The sequence below is a fragment of the Paenibacillus marinisediminis genome (assembly GCF_054343325.1).
Genome location: NZ_JBTGUH010000002.1, coordinates 209770 through 227849, shown reverse-complemented (window position 1 = coordinate 227849; position 18080 = coordinate 209770). Strand labels below are relative to the sequence as shown.

Here is an 18080-nt window from a genome sequence, read left to right as displayed (position 1 = left end):
AGGGCTGTTATTGATCGAATGGAAATATAGGCCGGCTTAGTTGCTCGTATGAGAGTGCGGATAGATTAGAACCGCAGCATCCAGGCGAATCTACGGGAATGATCGCCTTGCATATGGAACCAAAGGCGGTCTTCCAAGCAATCGCTGCTTTCACCACAATCGTATGATAGTACTGTGCGCGAATTCCGATAGAGCTTAAGTGACCCGGATCCCATGGCGGTGTTCTGAGCTCCGTTAATACGACGGTTAGATTATCGGCTTCAATGACAGCAGTCTTACCCATATATGCGCGCTGACCGGTCATATATGCACCGATATGGGTGTACTCACCATCACTTAAGAGCTTAACTCTGCCAGATACCTCGACTGGTGGACCATGAAGTGCATCGCACTTACCGCCGATGCGTTCTTGAAACCGTCCGCCTACACCTAAGAGATGCGCAGCTCGAACAGCAGCTTCATCGCGAATGACAATTAGGCTCTTCTTAGGCGGATTGATCAACTGGCACAGGACATGGGTAGCGTCTGCAGGGGCGCCACCACCTACGTTGTCTGAGCCTTCTACGAGAATGACGGGTCCTTTCGGCTCAGCGAAGGCCATTGCAACCGCAGTCCGAGGATCGAAAGCGGTATACTCGAAGCGCTCCCTCCGCTCCCAGAACATCTGGCTCAGCTGCTCCGCATATCGCTCCGCCAGTTCCTGATCTCCGTCTGTTGTCACAACGACTGAGACTCCCGCTTCCGGCACGTCACTATATGGGAAGCCTCCGGCAATTGTCACATTTAGTACGGAACGTTCTCGTTCGATGGCATGAGCCCGCTCCATCATTTCTTGCATGGGACCAGGCTCTTCCGTTATCATCATCTGCGGAACGACCAGCATATTCGGGCGAGAGTACGCTCGAACTGGTGCGATCTCGCCACGGATTCGTCGAACGAGCAGTTGAACAGCTTCTACTGCTCGTTCATACACATCGACGTGCGGGTACGTATCGTAACCGACTAGAATGTCTGATAGTTCAACCATATCCAAGCTTATGTTAGCGTGCAGATCGAGTGTGCAGGCTATCGGTTTTTGCTTGCCTGCCTTAGTTCGAATACGGCGGAGTAACTCTCCTTCCATATCCGTGATTCCTTCTGCAACCATAGCACCGTGAAGGATTACGAGGAGCCCATCTGCAGCTTCATCTACTGATTCCACTGCATGTTGAATTAATGCTTGAGCCGTTTCAGACGATATCATTCCACTTGGCGTCGTCGTGGTGTAGAAGCCGACTGACAATTCCAATCCATAAGCTAAAGCCGCGTCGATGACGCCCCCCATAGAAGTTCGGGTGCCCGCATAATGTGACAGGAAGTCATCATTTCCTTCTACCCATTCAGATTGAAATGCATGCAAGTCTGTCCTTCCGGGAGCGAACGTGTTGGTTTCATGGACCATTCCAACCACCGCAATGTTCATCGCAGCTCCTCCTTCATTCTGTATCCAATTATTCAACCATTCCTGAACGCTCAATTCCTTCAGTAAACCATCGCTGCGCAATAAGATACACGACCAATGGTGGCAAGATGATCAGGAATGCCGCCGCCATCTTCGGACCTTCTGATACCGGGTCTTTTCCAACAGCCGTGTCGAAATTAACAGCCCAATTCCCCATTAACTCCGCTTCAAATGAGCTTAATCGCAACGACAACGGGATAAAGTCTTTGCTTAGAAACATCGACGGCTCGTAGTACATGTTCCAATACCAGATGAATGAGAACAGGAATACGACGAGACAAGCCGAGCTTGCAAGCGGAAGCATAATTCGGAAGAACAAGCGAAACACAGAAGCGCCATCCATCTTGGCCGCTTCTTCCAAAGCCTTAGGCTGCGATAAGAAGAATTGGCGGAAGATGATAATGAATAAGGCGCCTCGCATTCCCTGAGCAAACAGTGCAGGAATGAGAAATACGAATGGCGTATTCAATAAGCCTAACTTGCTGTATACCATATACATCGGAACTAGCGTGATTTGAGGAGGAACAAGGAAAGTTACTAATATGAGAAAGAAAAATAGATTCTTCCCTGGGAACTTTAATCTCGCCAGCGCATAGCCGGTAATCGCGCAGGAAAATACCTGCAAGATCGATCCAACAAAGGCGATGATCAGTGTATTCATGAAGGCTTCGGGATAGCGAAGCCCGACCCAGCCTTCAATATAATTCTTGATGTGTATCACGCGCGGTATAACACCGACGGTGGGATCGATCAGGTCAGATACACTCTTCAAGCTGGTCGAGATCATATAAATGACAGGCTTCAGATACAAGAAGGCAATGACGGTCAATAGGACAATAATGATAAGCTTGGCAAGAATGCCATCATTCACATGTTGACCCAGCACGAGCTTCTTCACCTTTTGTGTATGGCGGCTAGAGAAGAATTGTGATACTTCCAACCTCATCTGCCGGTAACTTTCAGCCAGCTTCATCGCAATCCCCCGTTTCTTTTCGCTGCCCTGAAGGTAATAGCTATCACAACTCCAAGCAGGAGCAATATGATGGCGAAATACAGCCATGCCATAGCGCTCGCATAACCATAGCCCGTGCCGGGACTAAACATATTTCGACTGACGATTTCCATGACGGGATTAAACGGGAATGTAAACAAATCAACAATGGTAAAGATCGAGTTAAGACCGATAAATGGTACCATGCTCGGAAATGTAATCTTCCAGAAGCTTTCCCACGGTGATGCTCCGTCTACACGAATCGCTTCGTATAATGTCTTCGGGATCGTCTGAAAGCCTGCTATATAGATAAGGATCTGCACGCCGGAATACCATAGAATGATAACTGCCTTGCTAAGTACTTGAATGATCGTAGTTGCGAGTCCGCCGTAGAATATTTGTTCTACCAACTCATTAATTTTGTATTCCTTAATAAAAGGGAGCTCTCCGGCGCCTTGTGTGAACAGCTCCATCAGTACCTGACCGGTTGCAAATATGACAGGCAGAAAGAATACAGCGCGCATAAACCCGCGTCCGGGAAACTTCTGATTCAGCATTAACGCTACGAAAAATGAAAATATGAGTATGAGCGGAATGATCACGATCACTTCTTGAAAATAACTGATCAATATGATCGGATAGGCGTTGTCTACGATCAGCATTTGTTTATAATTGTCTAGACCTACCCACTTGTATTGAAAGCCGTCGCTCGTGATCAATATTTTGTTGAAGCTGTTATACAGTGACCAACCGATGGGGAAAGCGACAAACAAGGAGAATCCGATGATCCAAGGCAGCATGAACAAGTATCCGACGCCGTATTCTTTCCAACGGAACTGAAGATAGCCTTTGCGTCGCTCCTTTACCGTGTTCATCCTATTTCCCCCCTTCGGTCACTTTGAATTGTTTCGTATTGTAGTCCACCGTAACCTGTGTTCCATCCGCATAGGTTGTCACATAGACCTTATCAGACAATTTCTCATGATTGATCATTTGCTGATTGTATACTGATGCCAGCCGATTGAATTGATGATATTCTTCAATCAGGCGATCCTTCCATACAGTATATTCACTGCTGTACACATATCCGTAGTCCGTGCCCTTCAGTACTCTGCTAGGCAAATAGGTCAATTCGAAGTATGGAACTGCCCCATACTCAATGGCTCTCAGGAAGTCATCTTCGTAGGACTCTCGCAAATTAGCTGGAGCAGTCGAATACGGAATCGAGCCGTGAATGACCAATGGGTAGAACGGCACCGTCTCATCAACCATAAAGTCATAGCTTGGAGCGGAAGTGATGTCCTCTACATAATCGGAATGACTAAGCGAATAATCATGGCCTCGGCCAACACCAACCGATCCTAGCTGTTTTTTCGTGTAATCCAGCAGCGCATTATAATAATAAGCTGTATCGGCTCTAGTCAGTGGCGCATTCGTCTGATAGTCGGTATAGACAAGGTTCCCCGGCCCGTCAGTGTACAATATTCCGTTAACGCCGATATCCTTCAGCTCATCAATGACATCCTTTTGCTTCCGAATAGCCAGAATCGGATTCACGATGAACCGTGTTTTCATACTGCCAAATATGCTTTCATTTCCCATCATACCGTACTTTTCTTGAAGCACCGTCGTATCAATACTGCGGACACCGTCCGACTTGATCGAGAATTGGGTATAGTCCTCGTTCTTCCAACCGATAAAGTCTTCGAACAGTACGTTAATTCCGTTCTTATTCATCTTCTCGATAAATGTCTTGGCAGCTTCGGTTCCTCCCAACTTCGATTGTATGGGCAGCCGTTGATCCGAATACATACGTCCACTATCCTGCCAGCCTTGGTATGTAACGGTTATGTTGGAGATACCCTGCTTCATGATGTCATCGATCATCTGGCCAGCCTGCTCGAATGTCGTTGCTGGTTCGTAGCTGTACCCGCCGAATCTAGCTTTGGTTCCTCCGCCGACAATCGCTAGCTGGAGCGGGATCTCATTCACTGCCTGCATCGTGTCTGCAAGCAAGCCGTTCTCCAGCATATAGCTGCGGTATGCCTTCGCCATCCCTGTATAATTCGCATTTTCTCCAGATAGAAAACGGAATTGTACACGATGATCTGACTTCATCCGTTCTTTCTGGATGGTGTTCACGACTTCGTTCGTTAAGCCGCTGACTCTGCGGCCATACTCGTTACGATACTTGAAGCTGGCGCTCAATGAATGATAAGATGCAGCAATCCCTGATGGAGATGCTTTGACCGTTGTTGTATATTTCCCTTCCTCAACAATCGCTGTGAAAGCTTGATCGCCGCGAACTAAGCCATATACCGGGTAGCTGATCGCTTCTCGTTGTACCGGCCACATGTTGTGATCCTTTAAGTTCGATGGATCATCTCCGTATATAGCGAATTCATATCCTTTAACGACCGCTGGTCGCTCATAATCATAATGAATAAGGCCTCCAGGGCCGTCCGGAACGAACAGATACCCGTTCTCCTCCGTTCCCGATACGGCTCCGAAGAATGGTAGAATATCAAGCGAATACAGCTTGAATGGTCCCGCTTCCTTGATCCCTTCATCAGGAACCGTCACTTCAACACCTTGATCTGTCAATTGATATTGAATGACGAACGACAGCTCTTCCTGCTCATAAGTGTAGGTAACCTGAATGCCGCCTTCCATCGGAATATAGCTAGCCTTCATCTTCGTGTCCATCGCATTGGATAAGATCTTTCTTGTTTCTCCCTCCGCCACATATTCCAGCACAAATGGAGATTGAAGATTCTCGAGCAATGCGCCCTTGACCGTTTCTTGTGCGATGCTTTCCGGAGTTGGATTGCTTCTCCATACATAACCCGTCTCTTTGTTGCGTACAGCAATCTGACTCGTTTTCGGATCAAGCAGCAGCGTATAACGCTCATTATCCGCTGCCTTCGCAAAGCCATCGGCTTGTATATCAGTTGGTGTCCATTCATCGTCTTGCTGAACCTTGAATGGCATGGATGTTGGAGCTGTTATACTCATTTCCTCCAGCTTAGGTAACCGATCCCATCTTGCGATCATGATGATTATCGCGACCATAAAGATAGCTGCCGCAAGCCCTATTAAGAACCGCAGCGTTACGCTCTTCGGCCATAATCGTCTAGCCACATTCGCTGCATTAGCCACTGAAGGTCACCTCCTGGTAAAGCTGCTTCATAAAGTCCAGCAAGTTGATCGTCAGCCCTGTCATGATCGTGAAGAAGATCCAGATCACAGCTACTGTAAACAATGTGATCAGAACAATCTTCACCGTCTCCATAAAGTCAAAGTTATGAGTAACCTGCGTCATGACGAAGAACAGCAAGATAATCCAGATCCACATCACCTGCTTCATCAGATCAACCACAATCATCTCTTCAAATACGATGACATTGGTCAGTAGAATGATCGGAATCGTCATGACGATGTAAGGAACGAGCGCATACGTGCTCGCTTGGAATACTTCTCGGAACCTGCCTTCTCCGCCCTTAATCGCGCTTACTAGATAATTGGCGACAACCCATGTTAACCACGGAACAATCATGATGCCGATCGAGAACTTAATATTGATTCTAGCAAGGTCGAATTGATTCACGACAAAGCCGGATGCGAACAAGGACAACACATGAACGATGGCAGCCATCATTAAAATGAAAATAACCACGAACCAAGACATCTGTCGCTCCTTAATGCGATAAAAGCCTTCATACGGATGTGCGATCAAGTAGACAGCATCCCCAAGTTCCGTGCTGTATCGTTGCACTCTGCTCGGCCATGTTCTGGTTCGAGCATATTGAAGCCCTCTACGTATTGCATAGATAAGAGCACACCCAAGGATGATCGCAACAACCAGCGCAACTATGAAATGTTTCTGCAGCCAATCGTAGCGGACATTCCAGAATGCATCAGAATAGCCGACAGCATCTTGAGATGTCTTGAAGTAGGCGATCGCTTCAGCATAGTCGCCTCTCTGAAGAGCCGCTTTGCCTAGGCCGTTATAAGCGATATTCAACATCCCGTTTTCGCGAATCACTTCTTCCCAATAAGGCTTGCTTGCTTCGTAATCACCGTCATAGTACAGCTTAGCTGCCGTTAGAAAGGAATCGCCGAAGCTTGTTCGGCTGAACACTTGGATCATATTCAATGCGCTGTCTGCAACCCATAACTGCTTGCTGCTGTTGACGGCTATACTGGTTGGAAAGCTCGTAATGCCATGCTGACGCGCATTTTTATTGCCTTGGCTGAAGTTGATCAGAGTCGTCCCGTTCGGTTCATGAATACTGATCATGCCGAACTCTCGGTCTATGGCGTACATGAAACCAGACTCATCAATAGCTACGTCAATTAATTGCTCTTCCCAGAAGTCCTTGTTCTTGAGCGCATCCGCGCCGCCGGCATTCAACTTTTTGATCTGCCCATCGTCTTTGCCTGCGGTCGCTGTCAGAACAAAGTGTTCTGGAGTAGCAGTCGCATTGACGATCGAATTCGGACGCTTCGCTGCTTCTTTAGCCAATTGTTCCTTCGAAAGTATGAAACGTTTGAAACGATCCATCAACGTAAGCGAAGTCTTATTCGCTCCGAAGAATCCGGTGAACTCTCCTTTAGCGTTCATCCGAAACAGCCCTTGGTACGTATCCTTCACGACGATATACATCACGCCGCGCTGATCGACGACCACCTTAGTCGGCTGAAAATAATAATCTTTGAACAGCAGATGAGATTCCGGTTTCGCGAATACTTGCGCGGCTTCTCCGTCTGCGTTGTACTTCACGATCGTTTGGTCGCCTGTATTGGCTGCATATATCGTGCCGTCATCCGCGACATATACCCCTTCGGGCTGATTCAATTTGCCTAAGCCCTCCTGTTCGCCGATGCTGCGTATATAGTTGCCGGATGGGTCCAGCTCCACGATTCGGTTGTTGCCGGTATCCGCGATATACACGTAATCATTGCTCGCGATAAAAATATCGGAAGGACTGGAAAGCTGCGTTCCTATGCTGTTTCCGTCAATGATCTTATCAGGCGCATACAGGGGCTGGGTCATGATCGCTTGACCTGTTTGGATGTCGATGAAGAATGTATCATACGGTATTTGCGCAGATGCAATCGACGGGGAGAACAAGCATAGTAAGCATAATGACAACATGATTTTCATTTTAAGCCTCATAATGCTAACCTCCCCATCTTATTTCACGCCTGAATGCAGCATCGTTTGAATCATTTTCCGTTGAAACAGTAGGAATAGGATCAGGTTGGGTACGAACATGAGAAGGCCTACTGCTGCGGATATGCTGGCAGCTGCAACACCTGGAATGTTAGTCGTAAACGCTGTCACATAATAAGCCATCGTCTTCATCGTCTCACTCGTCATGTACAGCGTAGAAGTCTCGGTATCCAAGTAAACGGCCTGAAACGTAATAATACATATCGTTGCCACTGCAGGAGCGGTTAAAGGAATAATGATGCGTGTAAACACCGTCATATCCGTTGCGCCATCCAACTTAGCGGATTCCACTAAGTCGTTCGGAATCTGATCAATGAACTGCTTCATTAGAAATACAGCTACAGGAGAAGCGATGAACGGCAGAATATGCGCAAAGTAAGTATCAGTAAGGTGCATGCCGCTCATCACCAGATAACGCGGAATCATGACCGTTTCGGGTACAAACATAAGTGATATCATGATGAGAGCCATAATCAGCCCTTTAAAATGAAACCGATGCTTCGACAGCACATAGCCTGCCATCGTACTGACCAACACAACCACTGCGAGTGTTATACCGGAAATCAGAATGCTGTTGAACAAATAGCGGGTAAACGGAACGACTCCTGCTGCGGTATGCAGCAGCAATTGCTCGAAGTTGCGCAGTGTTGGCTGTTGTACGAATATCGTTGGCGGAAACAAGAACAGCTCATTTAACGGCTTAAACGCATTATTGAACAAAAATATGATCGGCAGCAGCATGAATACACCGATGCAGCTTAAGAAGACGATGAGAACTATTCGGGATAGGGTTACATGCCTGCGGAATTTACGTATCACCTATTCGTCCTCCTTCGTTCTGAATAAGGCATAGCTCAGCTTCATCAAGCCGTAACTCAGAATTAGCAAGTAACTCAGAATTAGCAATATGACAGATAAAGCTGAGGCATACCCCCATTCGTATCTTAGAAAGGCATAATCATCGATGTGATTCGTAATAAGATGGCCTCCATATTGCGGTGTAATCGTCTGACCCGTCAGCTGGGTGGATATGGCGCCAGCTTTCAATGTACCGACAATCGCCATAACCGCGCTGAACAGCATCTGAGGCTTCATGGAGGGAATCGTGATATAGTAAACCTCCTGCAGACTGCTCTTGATTCCATCAATTCTGCCCGCTTCGTACAGCTCGGTATTGACCGTTTGTAAGCCGCCAAGCATGGCCAAGAAGCCTACCCCCATACTGGTCCATAAAGAAACGATGATCATGACCCACATTAAATACTTAGGATCCTGCAGCCATAGTTGGGGTGTATCAATAAATCCAATTCTCATCAGAACATTGTTCAGATACCCGACTTGATCACCGCTGAAGGTTGCAATCCATATGACCGATAGAGCGACCCCGCCAACCATAGAGGGAGCGTACAGCGCTAAAGTAAACACATCACGTATACGGCTCGGCAGCTGATGGATCAACCATGCAAATACAAAAGAGAGAATGTATCCTCCAGGTCCCACGATAACCGCAAACTTCAACGTATTCGGAAGAGTGTATTTCATAAATGTTATATCCTGTGTCAGCAGGTTTAGGAAATTGCTGAAGCCGATAAATCGCGGGAATTCAATGCCGTTAAAGCTCGTAAAGCTGAGAAATGCCGCGATAAATACCGGAATTAGGATGAAGCATAGGAAACAAAGCATGAAGGGCGCCAGAAACAAATATGACATGCGGCTCTTCCAGCATTCATTCGCAAACTGTTTGATGCGTTGAACAGCTCGCGGTGACGTTGGCTTCGCTTTCACGATTTCAGCTGTGCCATCTTGAGGCAATGGGGCTGTATTCATGGCCTACTCCCTTCTATACGGCTTATCGTATGGGGTAATGGACAAATCATCTTTAGATGTAATGCCGAATTCAAGCTGCTTGCGAGTCATCTCTCGTGTTAAGGATTGATACGCCTTCTCTAAAGCTTCTTTAGGAGGCTTGCCGTTCAACACAACATCGTTCCAGGCAAAGTCCATTTCACGCGGGAATAAATAATATCCCGGCACGAACGGCATGTTCTTAGCCCATACCAGCTGCTCATTCAACACTGACAGATCCTCTTCCGGCCAAGGAACCGATTGCAAAGCGGTTAAATTAGCTGTATGCCATCGATATTCGATTCCCGCGAACGATTCGATGTCATTCGCATATCGGCTTTGCGTTTCATCGGATGTCCACCACTCCAGGAACTTCCACGCTTCGTCCTTTTTATCGCTTTGCTTCAACATGAAGGCCGAGGTGGTTCCGAGCGAGGTCCAGCGCGAGACCGTGCCGTCCTGCTGCTTGACTCCTGGCATCGGCAGCATCTTCCAGTGTCCTGCGAGCTCTGGAGCCGCCACCGTCAGCTGAATATAGGTACTGATATCGTCGATTCCGATCGGTATATCTCCTGACCGAAAATGATTGAGGAACACCGGAATATCTTTGGGCAGGTCGTACTTCGTGTACCAATCCGTCCATTGCTTGAAGGCGTCTAAGCTAGCAGCAGATGCAAGATCGGGCTTCAAGCCGTCTGGAGTGTACAGTTCCGCTCCTTGCTGGCTGAATGCGGTGATGAAATCATGCTTTTGCGGCATAAAAGGCCTATTGGTAAGCGGCAGCCTCGGATACATAAACGTCATACCATGCTCCTGCAGAGTTGGCAAAAGGGTCAGTACATCTTCCCAAGTATCCGGTGGTTGAAGTCCAAGCTCCGCGAGTATATCCGTCCGAACAAACATCATGTTCATATTTTGCGTTTCAGGCAAGCCGTAGGTTTCACCTTCGAATGTATAAGATCTCATAACGCCAGGATTAAACCTGCTGTTTACTTCTTTAAAGTCGGGAAATACGGACAGATCCTGTGCAGCCCCGCGCATAGCAAAATCAATCGGCGTCTCCATCCCTACTCCCAGCGCAATATCAGGTTGAGATCCTGCAGCGCTGCTCATCAGCAGTACCTTCTGGTCGGGCATTAGGTTAACGTTTACTTTTATTCCTGTCTGGGGTGTAAAGTCCTGTTCGATCATGAACTGTAGCAAATCGTAGTAGTCGCGTCCGCGCTGTACCCATATCGTCAGTGCGTCGTCATCTTGAGGTTCGTTGGAGTCGTAGCGTTGTACAAAGGTGCGGAAGAAGTTAGAAACCGAATAAGCTGTTTTATCCCATGCATTCGGCGATGGTAATTCTGGTTTCGTCTCAGGAGTACGAATGACGAGATAATCCAATTGTATCTTCTGTCTCTCGATCGGTTTGATCCAAGTATTAATGCTCGATCTCATATCTTCAAATGCGGTTATATTATTCGGAATGTTATTCACATCATCAATCAAAGTTTCAAGCTTGTTCATAGAAGAACTTAGCGCTGTTGTTGAATCGGTCTCAGCCTGATTCAAGAAATTCAAATAATCGCGAACGGTCCGCATGTCGGTGAGCAGAGACTGCAGTTTGGACTCCAGGTCCGGGTCATAACGACTCATCTCCCAGACACGGCTGGAATCCATGTTCTGCGCTGAGCCGAAGCCGTAATTGCCTGACACCGTGCGTATATCCCATTCTATCTTTGTCATTCTTTCATTCAACGCATTTAAGGCCAGAATGGCAGGACTAACGAGTGAGGTATCGACAGTCATGCTAAGACGATGTGTACCTTCCGTCAAATAATATTGATAGGCATTCCCCTCTGCGTCTGACAATGGTTTGATATTCAACTCAGAATTCGGCTCAAACCGATAATGCAGCATCTCCTGAAACGGAACTTTGCCATCTATTTTGATCGTTCGATAGACACTGGAATGCCCATTGTAGCCTTGAAAATATTTCGTATCGATTGCATACCGACCGGCTTGCGGAACCGTTATCTCCCACTCTAGTGTTTCGCCCGCGTCCTTCCATGAATCCCCGCCGATCGCGTTATAGACGATATGTCCCTTCGGGTCAGGTTGCACAAACGGTTCCGACACACTTAGTGTTCGAATGCTGGCCGATGATTTCTGCTCTACTTGCTCTGCCTCTATTAGTTGAAACCAATCTTCCATCTTGCCGCTCATCTCATTCTGTGCAGCATACTCGCTATAAGTCGGAACACGTTCTGGCGCTGACAATGTAAGTGAATATAGAGACATAGGTTCTTTAACGCCAATCATACGGATCGTGTGATTCCCCTTCTTAAGTGCCCAGCGCAGAGGCTCCGCGGATACCGAATGATCTGAGGCTCGAGTCGGACTCCAAGCCAATACCTCCGCTTGAATTGGACGGATTTCATTGCCGATTGCATTGCGTTCGTATGGATACTGACTGTCATGCCACTTGCGATCCAGCTTGATTCGTTCCGCCTCGACGAATGGATACTCTCCATCGATCTGAATCCCACGGATGATTGGCGAGTAGCTGCTCTTTATCGGCATGTAATCGATAGTCAGATCATACAAGCCATCTTCGGGTGCATGAAAATTCCATTCCAGCCAACCCTTTTGATCGTTCCAATCTACAACAGTCGCATCTTTATCCGAATCATGGCGAACTACAATATTGGATTGATCTGCTGAAGCAGAATAATCCTTGGCTAGAAGGACGATGTCAGCTTGGCGTTCAGGTATAGGCATGAACTTGCTGTAGTCATCGCTCATTTGCCATTGAATATAGGACATCTGCTTATTCTCTGAACTGCTAAATATGTTATAAAGCGCTTCCTTATTGACTTCCGGGAATACTTCTGCTTTATCGGACAGTGAGCGCCATATCCAAAACAGGACGATACAGAATAGCAGCAGACCTATTGCGGCAAGCCACCTATTTCTTACTCTCGTCATCACCGATCCCCCCGAGCTGCCAAGGATACACCGCTTTCACGATCAAACAAATGAGCTTTATCCATCCGGATCACAAGCTTTACCGTTTCGCCAGATTGGATCGGCGTATAAGGCTCCGCTCGAGATATTATAGTTTCTTCACCAATAGTTGCATATAAGAACGTATTGGAGCCCATCGGCTCGATCATGTCGATGTTTGCAGACGTTTGCCATTCCGGGTATGCATCAAGTGCCCAGCCTTCGCAAGCGACGTATTCTGGACGAATCCCCAGGATCACCTCTCTCCGATTGCTTTTGGCAGACTGGATATGTTGTATGTAGGAATCGTGGAGCTGCAGCTTCAATCGCTTATTCTCGAAGAAATAGTCACCGTCGTGAGTTTCTATCGTTCCTTGAAGAAAGTTCATCTGAGGAGTGCCGATAAATCCAGCTACAAATAGGTTGTCTGGGGAGTCATATAATCGCTGTGGAGCATCTACCTGTTGAATGTTTCCGTCTTTCATGACGACAATTCTCGTTCCCATGGTCATCGCTTCTGTCTGATCATGCGTTACATATACCATCGTGGTGTTCAACTGCTTGTGCAGCTTGCTAATTTCCATTCGAGTCTGTGTTCTTAGCTTGGCATCCAGGTTCGAGAGCGGCTCATCCATCAAAAATACTTTCGGTTCACGCACAAGCGCGCGTCCTAGTGCTACCCTCTGTTTCTGGCCGCCGGACAATTGGTTCGGCTTCTTGGTCAGATACGGTGTGATTTCGAGCATTCTGGCCGCGCGATTTACCCGCAATTCAATGTCATGCTTCGCAACCTTGTGCAATTGCAAACCCAAAGCCATATTTTCGTATACAGTCAGGTTCGGGTATAAGGCATAATTCTGAAACACCATCGCAATATCGCGATCTTTTGGAGATACATAGTTAATGAATTTTCCATCAATATAAATATCCCCTCTAGTTACTTCCTCCAAGCCCGCTAACATACGCAGCGTAGTTGACTTACCGCATCCGGAAGGTCCGACCATGACGAGAAATTCACCATCATCAATGGATAAATGAAAATCATGAACTGAAGGATTATTTTCTCCTTTGTAGTATTTGTACACGTGGTTGAACTCTACGTTTGCCATAGATCGATACCCCCATGAACCGAGAAATTTTCCGCATTCCCATATTTAGGATAATCATAGCAAATAAAATAATCATCGTAAATATAAAATCATTTCATGTACGTGAATATAATTAAAATATTTTTAGTATATGTGAATAAAGTTTGTTGACATGAAAATCAAACGTGTTAAAATCGTCTCAAGAACTACAACCACTTTATCCCACCTAATACATTTTATAGTCATGACATTCAGGGTGCCAACTATTCCATAAGGAGGATGATGACAGGACTCACAGAAGTCCTATATGCTCAGACGTCCCAGAAGGAAACAGAATCCCATGCTTTGCATGTACTTGAATCTATTTTATTTCTTAGGGGGAATTCGAATGAAATCACGCAAGTTCAAGCTGCGGAGTTCATTGCTCGTCGTACTCACCTTCTTACTCGTCTTAACGGCCTGTTCCGGAGGCGGTGGCAATACCGCAACGAACAACACTGATAATCCGCCTGCCAAAACCGAAGAGAAGAAAACAGATCCTGCACCTACTCCAACTCCTACTCCTGAGCCCGAGAAGAAAGATCCGGTAACTTTGAAGCTGCACACTTGGTTTGTCGGACCTAACCAAGCCTTGTTCGATAAGTTCCATGAGATGTATCCATGGATCACCATTGAGCCTGTTACGAAGATTAATGGCGGAATCATTAAAAATATAGTCGCTGGTGAAGAATCAGACCTCTTATTCCTGGACAACGGCTTAGTCGAATGGATGAGCGGCGACCTATTGGAAGAACTAACTCCTTATGTTCAGAAGGACGAGAGAATTAAAAATGCAAAAACAGTTCCAGGATTCTTGGAAGCGTTTCAAGTTGGAGGTAAGCAATATACAATCCCATACTCCGATATTCCGATGTGGGTAGTTGTCAACAAAGACTTGCTGAAGAAATCCGGTCAAGAGATGCCATCAAACGATTGGACTTATGATCAATTTCTCGAAATGGCTAAAAAAGCGACAAACCCTAGCGCAAACGAATGGGGCGGAATCGGCGTGGCTGGCGATATAGCGATGATCATGCCTATCGCGAACGGCAATGCTGCAAACTATCGTTTGATGAGTGAAGATATGACTACAAATTTAGTGAACACACCTGGTGTAATTGCAGATTTGAAGTGGGCACAAGAGTTAATAACCAAATGGCACATCCAGCCAACTCCAGAAGAAGCTAAATCGTTGGGCTTTGATCAGGATGGCGCATTCTATAAAGGCAATTTCTTATTCATGATCGGAGCAGACTGGTACTTGCCAGGCCTGAAAGAGAACGCGAAGTTCGAGTGGGATGTCCTCCCAATGCCGAAAGGAAAGGTTACTCAAGCTACTGTTCATCAAGCTGGGGCAATCGCAATTCCGAAAGCATCCAAGCATAAAGAAGAAGCCTTTATGTATATTAGCTTCTTGTTCAGTGATGAAGCACAGAAGGTCATGATTGAAAATGGATCCGGCGCATTCGTGAGAACTCCGGAATTAGACAGCTATTATGATCAAGTTGAGGTATGGAAAGGTAAAAATGTGGAAGCCATCAAGATGAACGCCAATATGCCTGTCTTCTCAAGAGACTCTGCAATTACGGAGTTTCAGTATTTAATGGATGGTGTTATTGGTAGAGTTAATACCGCGCTTGTTAAAGGAGGAGACTTTAACGAGATTGCTCCGTTCGTTGAAAAATATAATAAAAATGCGGCTGCGGCCCGCGCGCAACTAGGGTGGTAAGTTTCAGTTTCGACAACAATTAGGACCACGGAGAGAGAATGAGGCTGTTGTGCTTATCTCAGGCAGCCTCTCCTTCTCTTTTACTGCTCGTTCATTATTGAATCAGGATTGGAGAGGAACATACGTGTTGAGCGATAATATACCGAAGTATGGAACAGATGCCCCCCCTTTCTCTAACACTTCACAATCGGAAACGCTGCTGTTTGTATCAGGTCAAGCCGGCCTGGATCCAGTAACGGGAGAGATTGTGTCGGGTGACCTTGAGGAGCAGACCGTTGCGACTGTTCGCAATATTGAACGTATTCTGTCTCAATCCGGCTTGGGCCTGCAGGATATCGTTAAAGTCAATGTCTTCTTAACAGACCGAAACCATTATGAGCCATTTAATCAAATCTACTCCAAACTTCTCCCCCAGCCATTTCCTGCTCGTACTCTCATTTATTGCGAATTGAATTTTGACCTGCTCGTTGAGATTGATGTGATTGCCACGCTGAGAAAGGAACGATAACCGCGACGAACGATTAGGTTTTTGGGAGGTTAAATGATGCGAAAGCGCCTATTATTGGCTGCTATCACGATCTGCACGATGCTGATGATGCTAACTTCGATCGGATTGCCTGCGGCGGTTCATGCCGCAGGTGAAACCTGGTCGGAAAGCGAACTATCCGCTCAAGTAAATATACTCAACTCCTCTATCGCAGCGATAAACCGTCCGCTATTGAAACAGTTTCTAGAAAGTGTACGCGATCAAGCCAATTCCGTGTTGAGTGCTGCGGAGATTTCCAATGTGCAAGGTCAGGCAACCGACAAGGCATTAAAGTACGCTCTGAAGCTGGTGAATGATACGAATGACAGCGGCTCCGCTCAGCTCTGGGCCAACACACCTTTCATTGTATATTCAGCAGCAGCGCTTAGTCCAGAAATGCGACTGCCAGATACCCTACCTGAGGATGGTAAAGTAAGCGACCAGCTGAAGATTATATCCGCACAGGGTGAATTCGAGGCTGCTTCGTTCGTACTCGCTCCGCTAAGCGATGTTAACTCCGTCACTTTTACGATCCACGATCTTCAAGGAAGCGGCGGCACGATCCCAGCAAGTTCTGTAGACATGCACGTGGTGAAGACCTGGTACCAAGGTGGAACGGCTTGGCAAAGTTATTTCTTTGACGACACTAAGGATGTACTTACACCCGAACTCCTTCTGCATGATGAGAATCTGGTCTTGGCGGACGATGTTCAGCATAAAAATTTTCTGAGAGTCGATTATCCAACAGGATCACAATATGTAGACATGTCGGGAAGTCCCCCTAAGCCTTTCAATCGTTGGACTCAACCGGTTGAAGACAGCCCGGTATTGCTGCCGATCGCGCTGAAGCAAGGACAATCGAAACAGATGTGGATCACAACGAAAGTGCCAAGCGGTACTCCCCAAGGAGTTTACTCAGGAACGATTGATGTAACAGCTAACGGAGCTCCTGCCGGACAGTTGACACTCAGCATTCATGTCCTGCCGTTCGAGCTGCCTGATCCGAAGACCAATTATGATCTCAATAAAGACTTCTACGTCATGATGATGCATGGCTCCACACTTAAGAACGCATTGAACGCGAACGGTGGAAATACAGCACTTGCGGAACAGACACTGATGAACCACTATCGCAATCTAGCGGAGCATAACGTATTGAACCTGCCGCCCAACATGCCATTTGAAGTCAACCGCCCTCAGATCTTTCTCCGCCAGCTTGAACTGATGGAGCAAGCAGGTTTGGATTTGAACCCGCTCTTTGGCGTAGGGCCAGCGTTTACTTCGAATGAATACTATAGCATATGGAGCAGTTATTTAATTGCGAAGCGAGCCTATGAAGCGAATCCGACGGATGCGAATCGAGCTGCGATGGAGAGCAAGTACAACGCATATTTGGCAACGCTGGAGCCTGCGAAGGACTACATTCGACAGACGTTCAATGCCGTCTCGGCAGCAGTCGGCCATACCAACATATACTTCGACGGCTGGGATGAAGCAGAATGGAATCGATTGCTATGGCAGCAGCCTCTTTGGAAGTATATTAAGGAAGACATAGGCGCGAAAGTGTTCGCGACGGGCAATGCGTCACACTTAGAGCTTCCGATCACGGAGGAATATATTGACTGGGCCGGAGAACCGACTCGTGAGAAAGCGGACTCCTGGCATGCGCTGGGCAGCGATAAGTTAATCACGAACTACGCTTACCCGCACTCAGGACCGGAGAACCCGGATCTCATGCGCCAGCGTCACGGCATGTGGCTGTATAAAGCGAATTACGATGCGACCTTCAACTACATCTGGTTCTTCGAGAGCCAAGACGTCAACGTATGGGGCGAGTACATAGATGCTACGTTCCGCGCCTTCAACTTCGTTTATCCGACGCGTACGGATATAATCGACACGATTGCTTGGGAAGGATTCCGCGAAGGCATCGACGATATCCGTTATGCGACTAAGCTCAAGCAGGTCGCGCAAGACGCGCTCGCTTCCGGTGATGCGGCTCGCATCGCTGCTGCAACCAAAGCTTTGACATGGCTGGATGAAACGGATGAGCGCTCGACCAATTCGGATCTGATCCGATATGAAATGATCCAGCATATTATGAAGATGCTCAACCTAGCCCAAGCGGAATAAG

12 protein-coding genes are annotated in these 18080 nt (G+C 47.0%); 3 read left to right on the top strand and 9 right to left on the bottom strand.

Going from position 1 to position 18080, the window contains the following annotated elements:
• Positions 1-7: 7 nt before the first annotated feature.
• The 9 genes from ACXX53_RS06845 to ACXX53_RS06805 are packed head-to-tail and all read right to left on the bottom strand — an operon-like array spanning position 8 to position 13673.
• Positions 8-1462: a M81 family metallopeptidase gene (locus tag ACXX53_RS06845; RefSeq protein WP_458567885.1), complete on the bottom strand. Its 1455-nt coding sequence runs from the start codon at positions 1460-1462 to the stop codon at positions 8-10.
• Positions 1463-1490: 28 nt separating this feature from the next.
• Positions 1491-2474 (bottom strand): carbohydrate ABC transporter permease, encoded by a 984-nt coding sequence (locus ACXX53_RS06840; protein ID WP_458567884.1) that lies wholly within the window; start codon positions 2472-2474, stop codon positions 1491-1493.
• On the bottom strand, positions 2471-3367 hold the full coding sequence (locus ACXX53_RS06835; protein ID WP_458567883.1) for a carbohydrate ABC transporter permease: 897 nt from the start codon (positions 3365-3367) through the stop codon (positions 2471-2473). Before ACXX53_RS06835 ends, ACXX53_RS06840 begins: the two co-directional genes overlap by 4 nt.
• Position 3368: 1 nt before the next feature.
• Positions 3369-5651 carry a DUF5696 domain-containing protein gene (locus ACXX53_RS06830; RefSeq protein ID WP_458567882.1) on the bottom strand — a complete coding sequence of 761 codons (2283 nt, stop codon included), beginning with the start codon at positions 5649-5651 and terminating at the stop codon, positions 3369-3371.
• A complete protein-coding gene (locus ACXX53_RS06825) occupies positions 5644-7671 on the bottom strand; it encodes a YIP1 family protein (protein WP_458567881.1) in 2028 nt (675 codons plus the stop codon). The genes ACXX53_RS06830 and ACXX53_RS06825 overlap by 8 nt, the downstream gene beginning before the upstream one ends.
• Before the next feature lie 18 nt (positions 7672-7689).
• Entirely contained in the window at positions 7690-8547 is an 858-nt protein-coding gene (locus ACXX53_RS06820) for a carbohydrate ABC transporter permease (protein WP_458567880.1), read from the bottom strand.
• Positions 8548-9555, bottom strand: a complete 1008-nt coding sequence (locus tag ACXX53_RS06815) for a carbohydrate ABC transporter permease (protein ID WP_458567879.1) — start codon at positions 9553-9555, stop codon at positions 8548-8550.
• Positions 9556-9558: 3 nt separating this feature from the next.
• Positions 9559-12546, bottom strand: a complete 2988-nt coding sequence (locus tag ACXX53_RS06810) for an extracellular solute-binding protein (protein WP_458567878.1) — start codon at positions 12544-12546, stop codon at positions 9559-9561.
• Entirely contained in the window at positions 12546-13673 is a 1128-nt protein-coding gene (locus ACXX53_RS06805) for an ABC transporter ATP-binding protein (protein WP_458567877.1), read from the bottom strand. Before ACXX53_RS06805 ends, ACXX53_RS06810 begins: the two co-directional genes overlap by 1 nt.
• Before the next feature lie 367 nt (positions 13674-14040).
• On the opposite strand from ACXX53_RS06805, the gene ACXX53_RS06800 reads away from it, so the two are divergent.
• The 3 genes from ACXX53_RS06800 to ACXX53_RS06790 all read left to right on the top strand — a co-directional run bounded on the left by ACXX53_RS06800 (position 14041) and on the right by ACXX53_RS06790 (position 18079).
• A complete protein-coding gene (locus ACXX53_RS06800; RefSeq protein ID WP_458567876.1) occupies positions 14041-15420 on the top strand; it encodes an extracellular solute-binding protein in 1380 nt (459 codons plus the stop codon).
• 127 nt (positions 15421-15547) lie between these two features.
• Complete coding sequence (locus ACXX53_RS06795) at positions 15548-15928, top strand: RidA family protein (protein ID WP_458567875.1); 381 nt, start codon at positions 15548-15550, stop codon at positions 15926-15928.
• A 36-nt stretch (positions 15929-15964) separates the two neighbouring features.
• Positions 15965-18079, top strand: coding sequence for a hypothetical protein (locus tag ACXX53_RS06790; RefSeq protein WP_458567874.1), 2115 nt, complete (start codon positions 15965-15967; stop codon positions 18077-18079).
• Position 18080 lies beyond the last annotated feature (1 nt).

Bases quoted from the DNA above. Each gene is read 5' to 3' on its own strand.
- ACXX53_RS06845 (WP_458567885.1), bottom strand. From the start codon at position 1,462: ATGAACATTGCGGTGGTTGGAATGGTCCATGAAACCAACACGTTCGCT.
- ACXX53_RS06840 (WP_458567884.1), bottom strand. From the start codon at position 2,474: ATGAAGCTGGCTGAAAGTTACCGGCAGATGAGGTTGGAAGTATCACAA.
- ACXX53_RS06835 (WP_458567883.1), bottom strand. From the start codon at position 3,367: ATGAACACGGTAAAGGAGCGACGCAAAGGCTATCTTCAGTTCCGTTGG.
- ACXX53_RS06825 (WP_458567881.1), bottom strand. From the start codon at position 7,671: ATGAGGCTTAAAATGAAAATCATGTTGTCATTATGCTTACTATGCTTG.
- ACXX53_RS06815 (WP_458567879.1), bottom strand. From the start codon at position 9,555: ATGAATACAGCCCCATTGCCTCAAGATGGCACAGCTGAAATCGTGAAA.
- ACXX53_RS06810 (WP_458567878.1), bottom strand. From the start codon at position 12,546: ATGACGAGAGTAAGAAATAGGTGGCTTGCCGCAATAGGTCTGCTGCTA.
- ACXX53_RS06805 (WP_458567877.1), bottom strand. From the start codon at position 13,673: ATGGCAAACGTAGAGTTCAACCACGTGTACAAATACTACAAAGGAGAA.
- ACXX53_RS06800 (WP_458567876.1), top strand. From the start codon at position 14,041: ATGAAATCACGCAAGTTCAAGCTGCGGAGTTCATTGCTCGTCGTACTC.
- ACXX53_RS06790 (WP_458567874.1), top strand. From the start codon at position 15,965: ATGCGAAAGCGCCTATTATTGGCTGCTATCACGATCTGCACGATGCTG.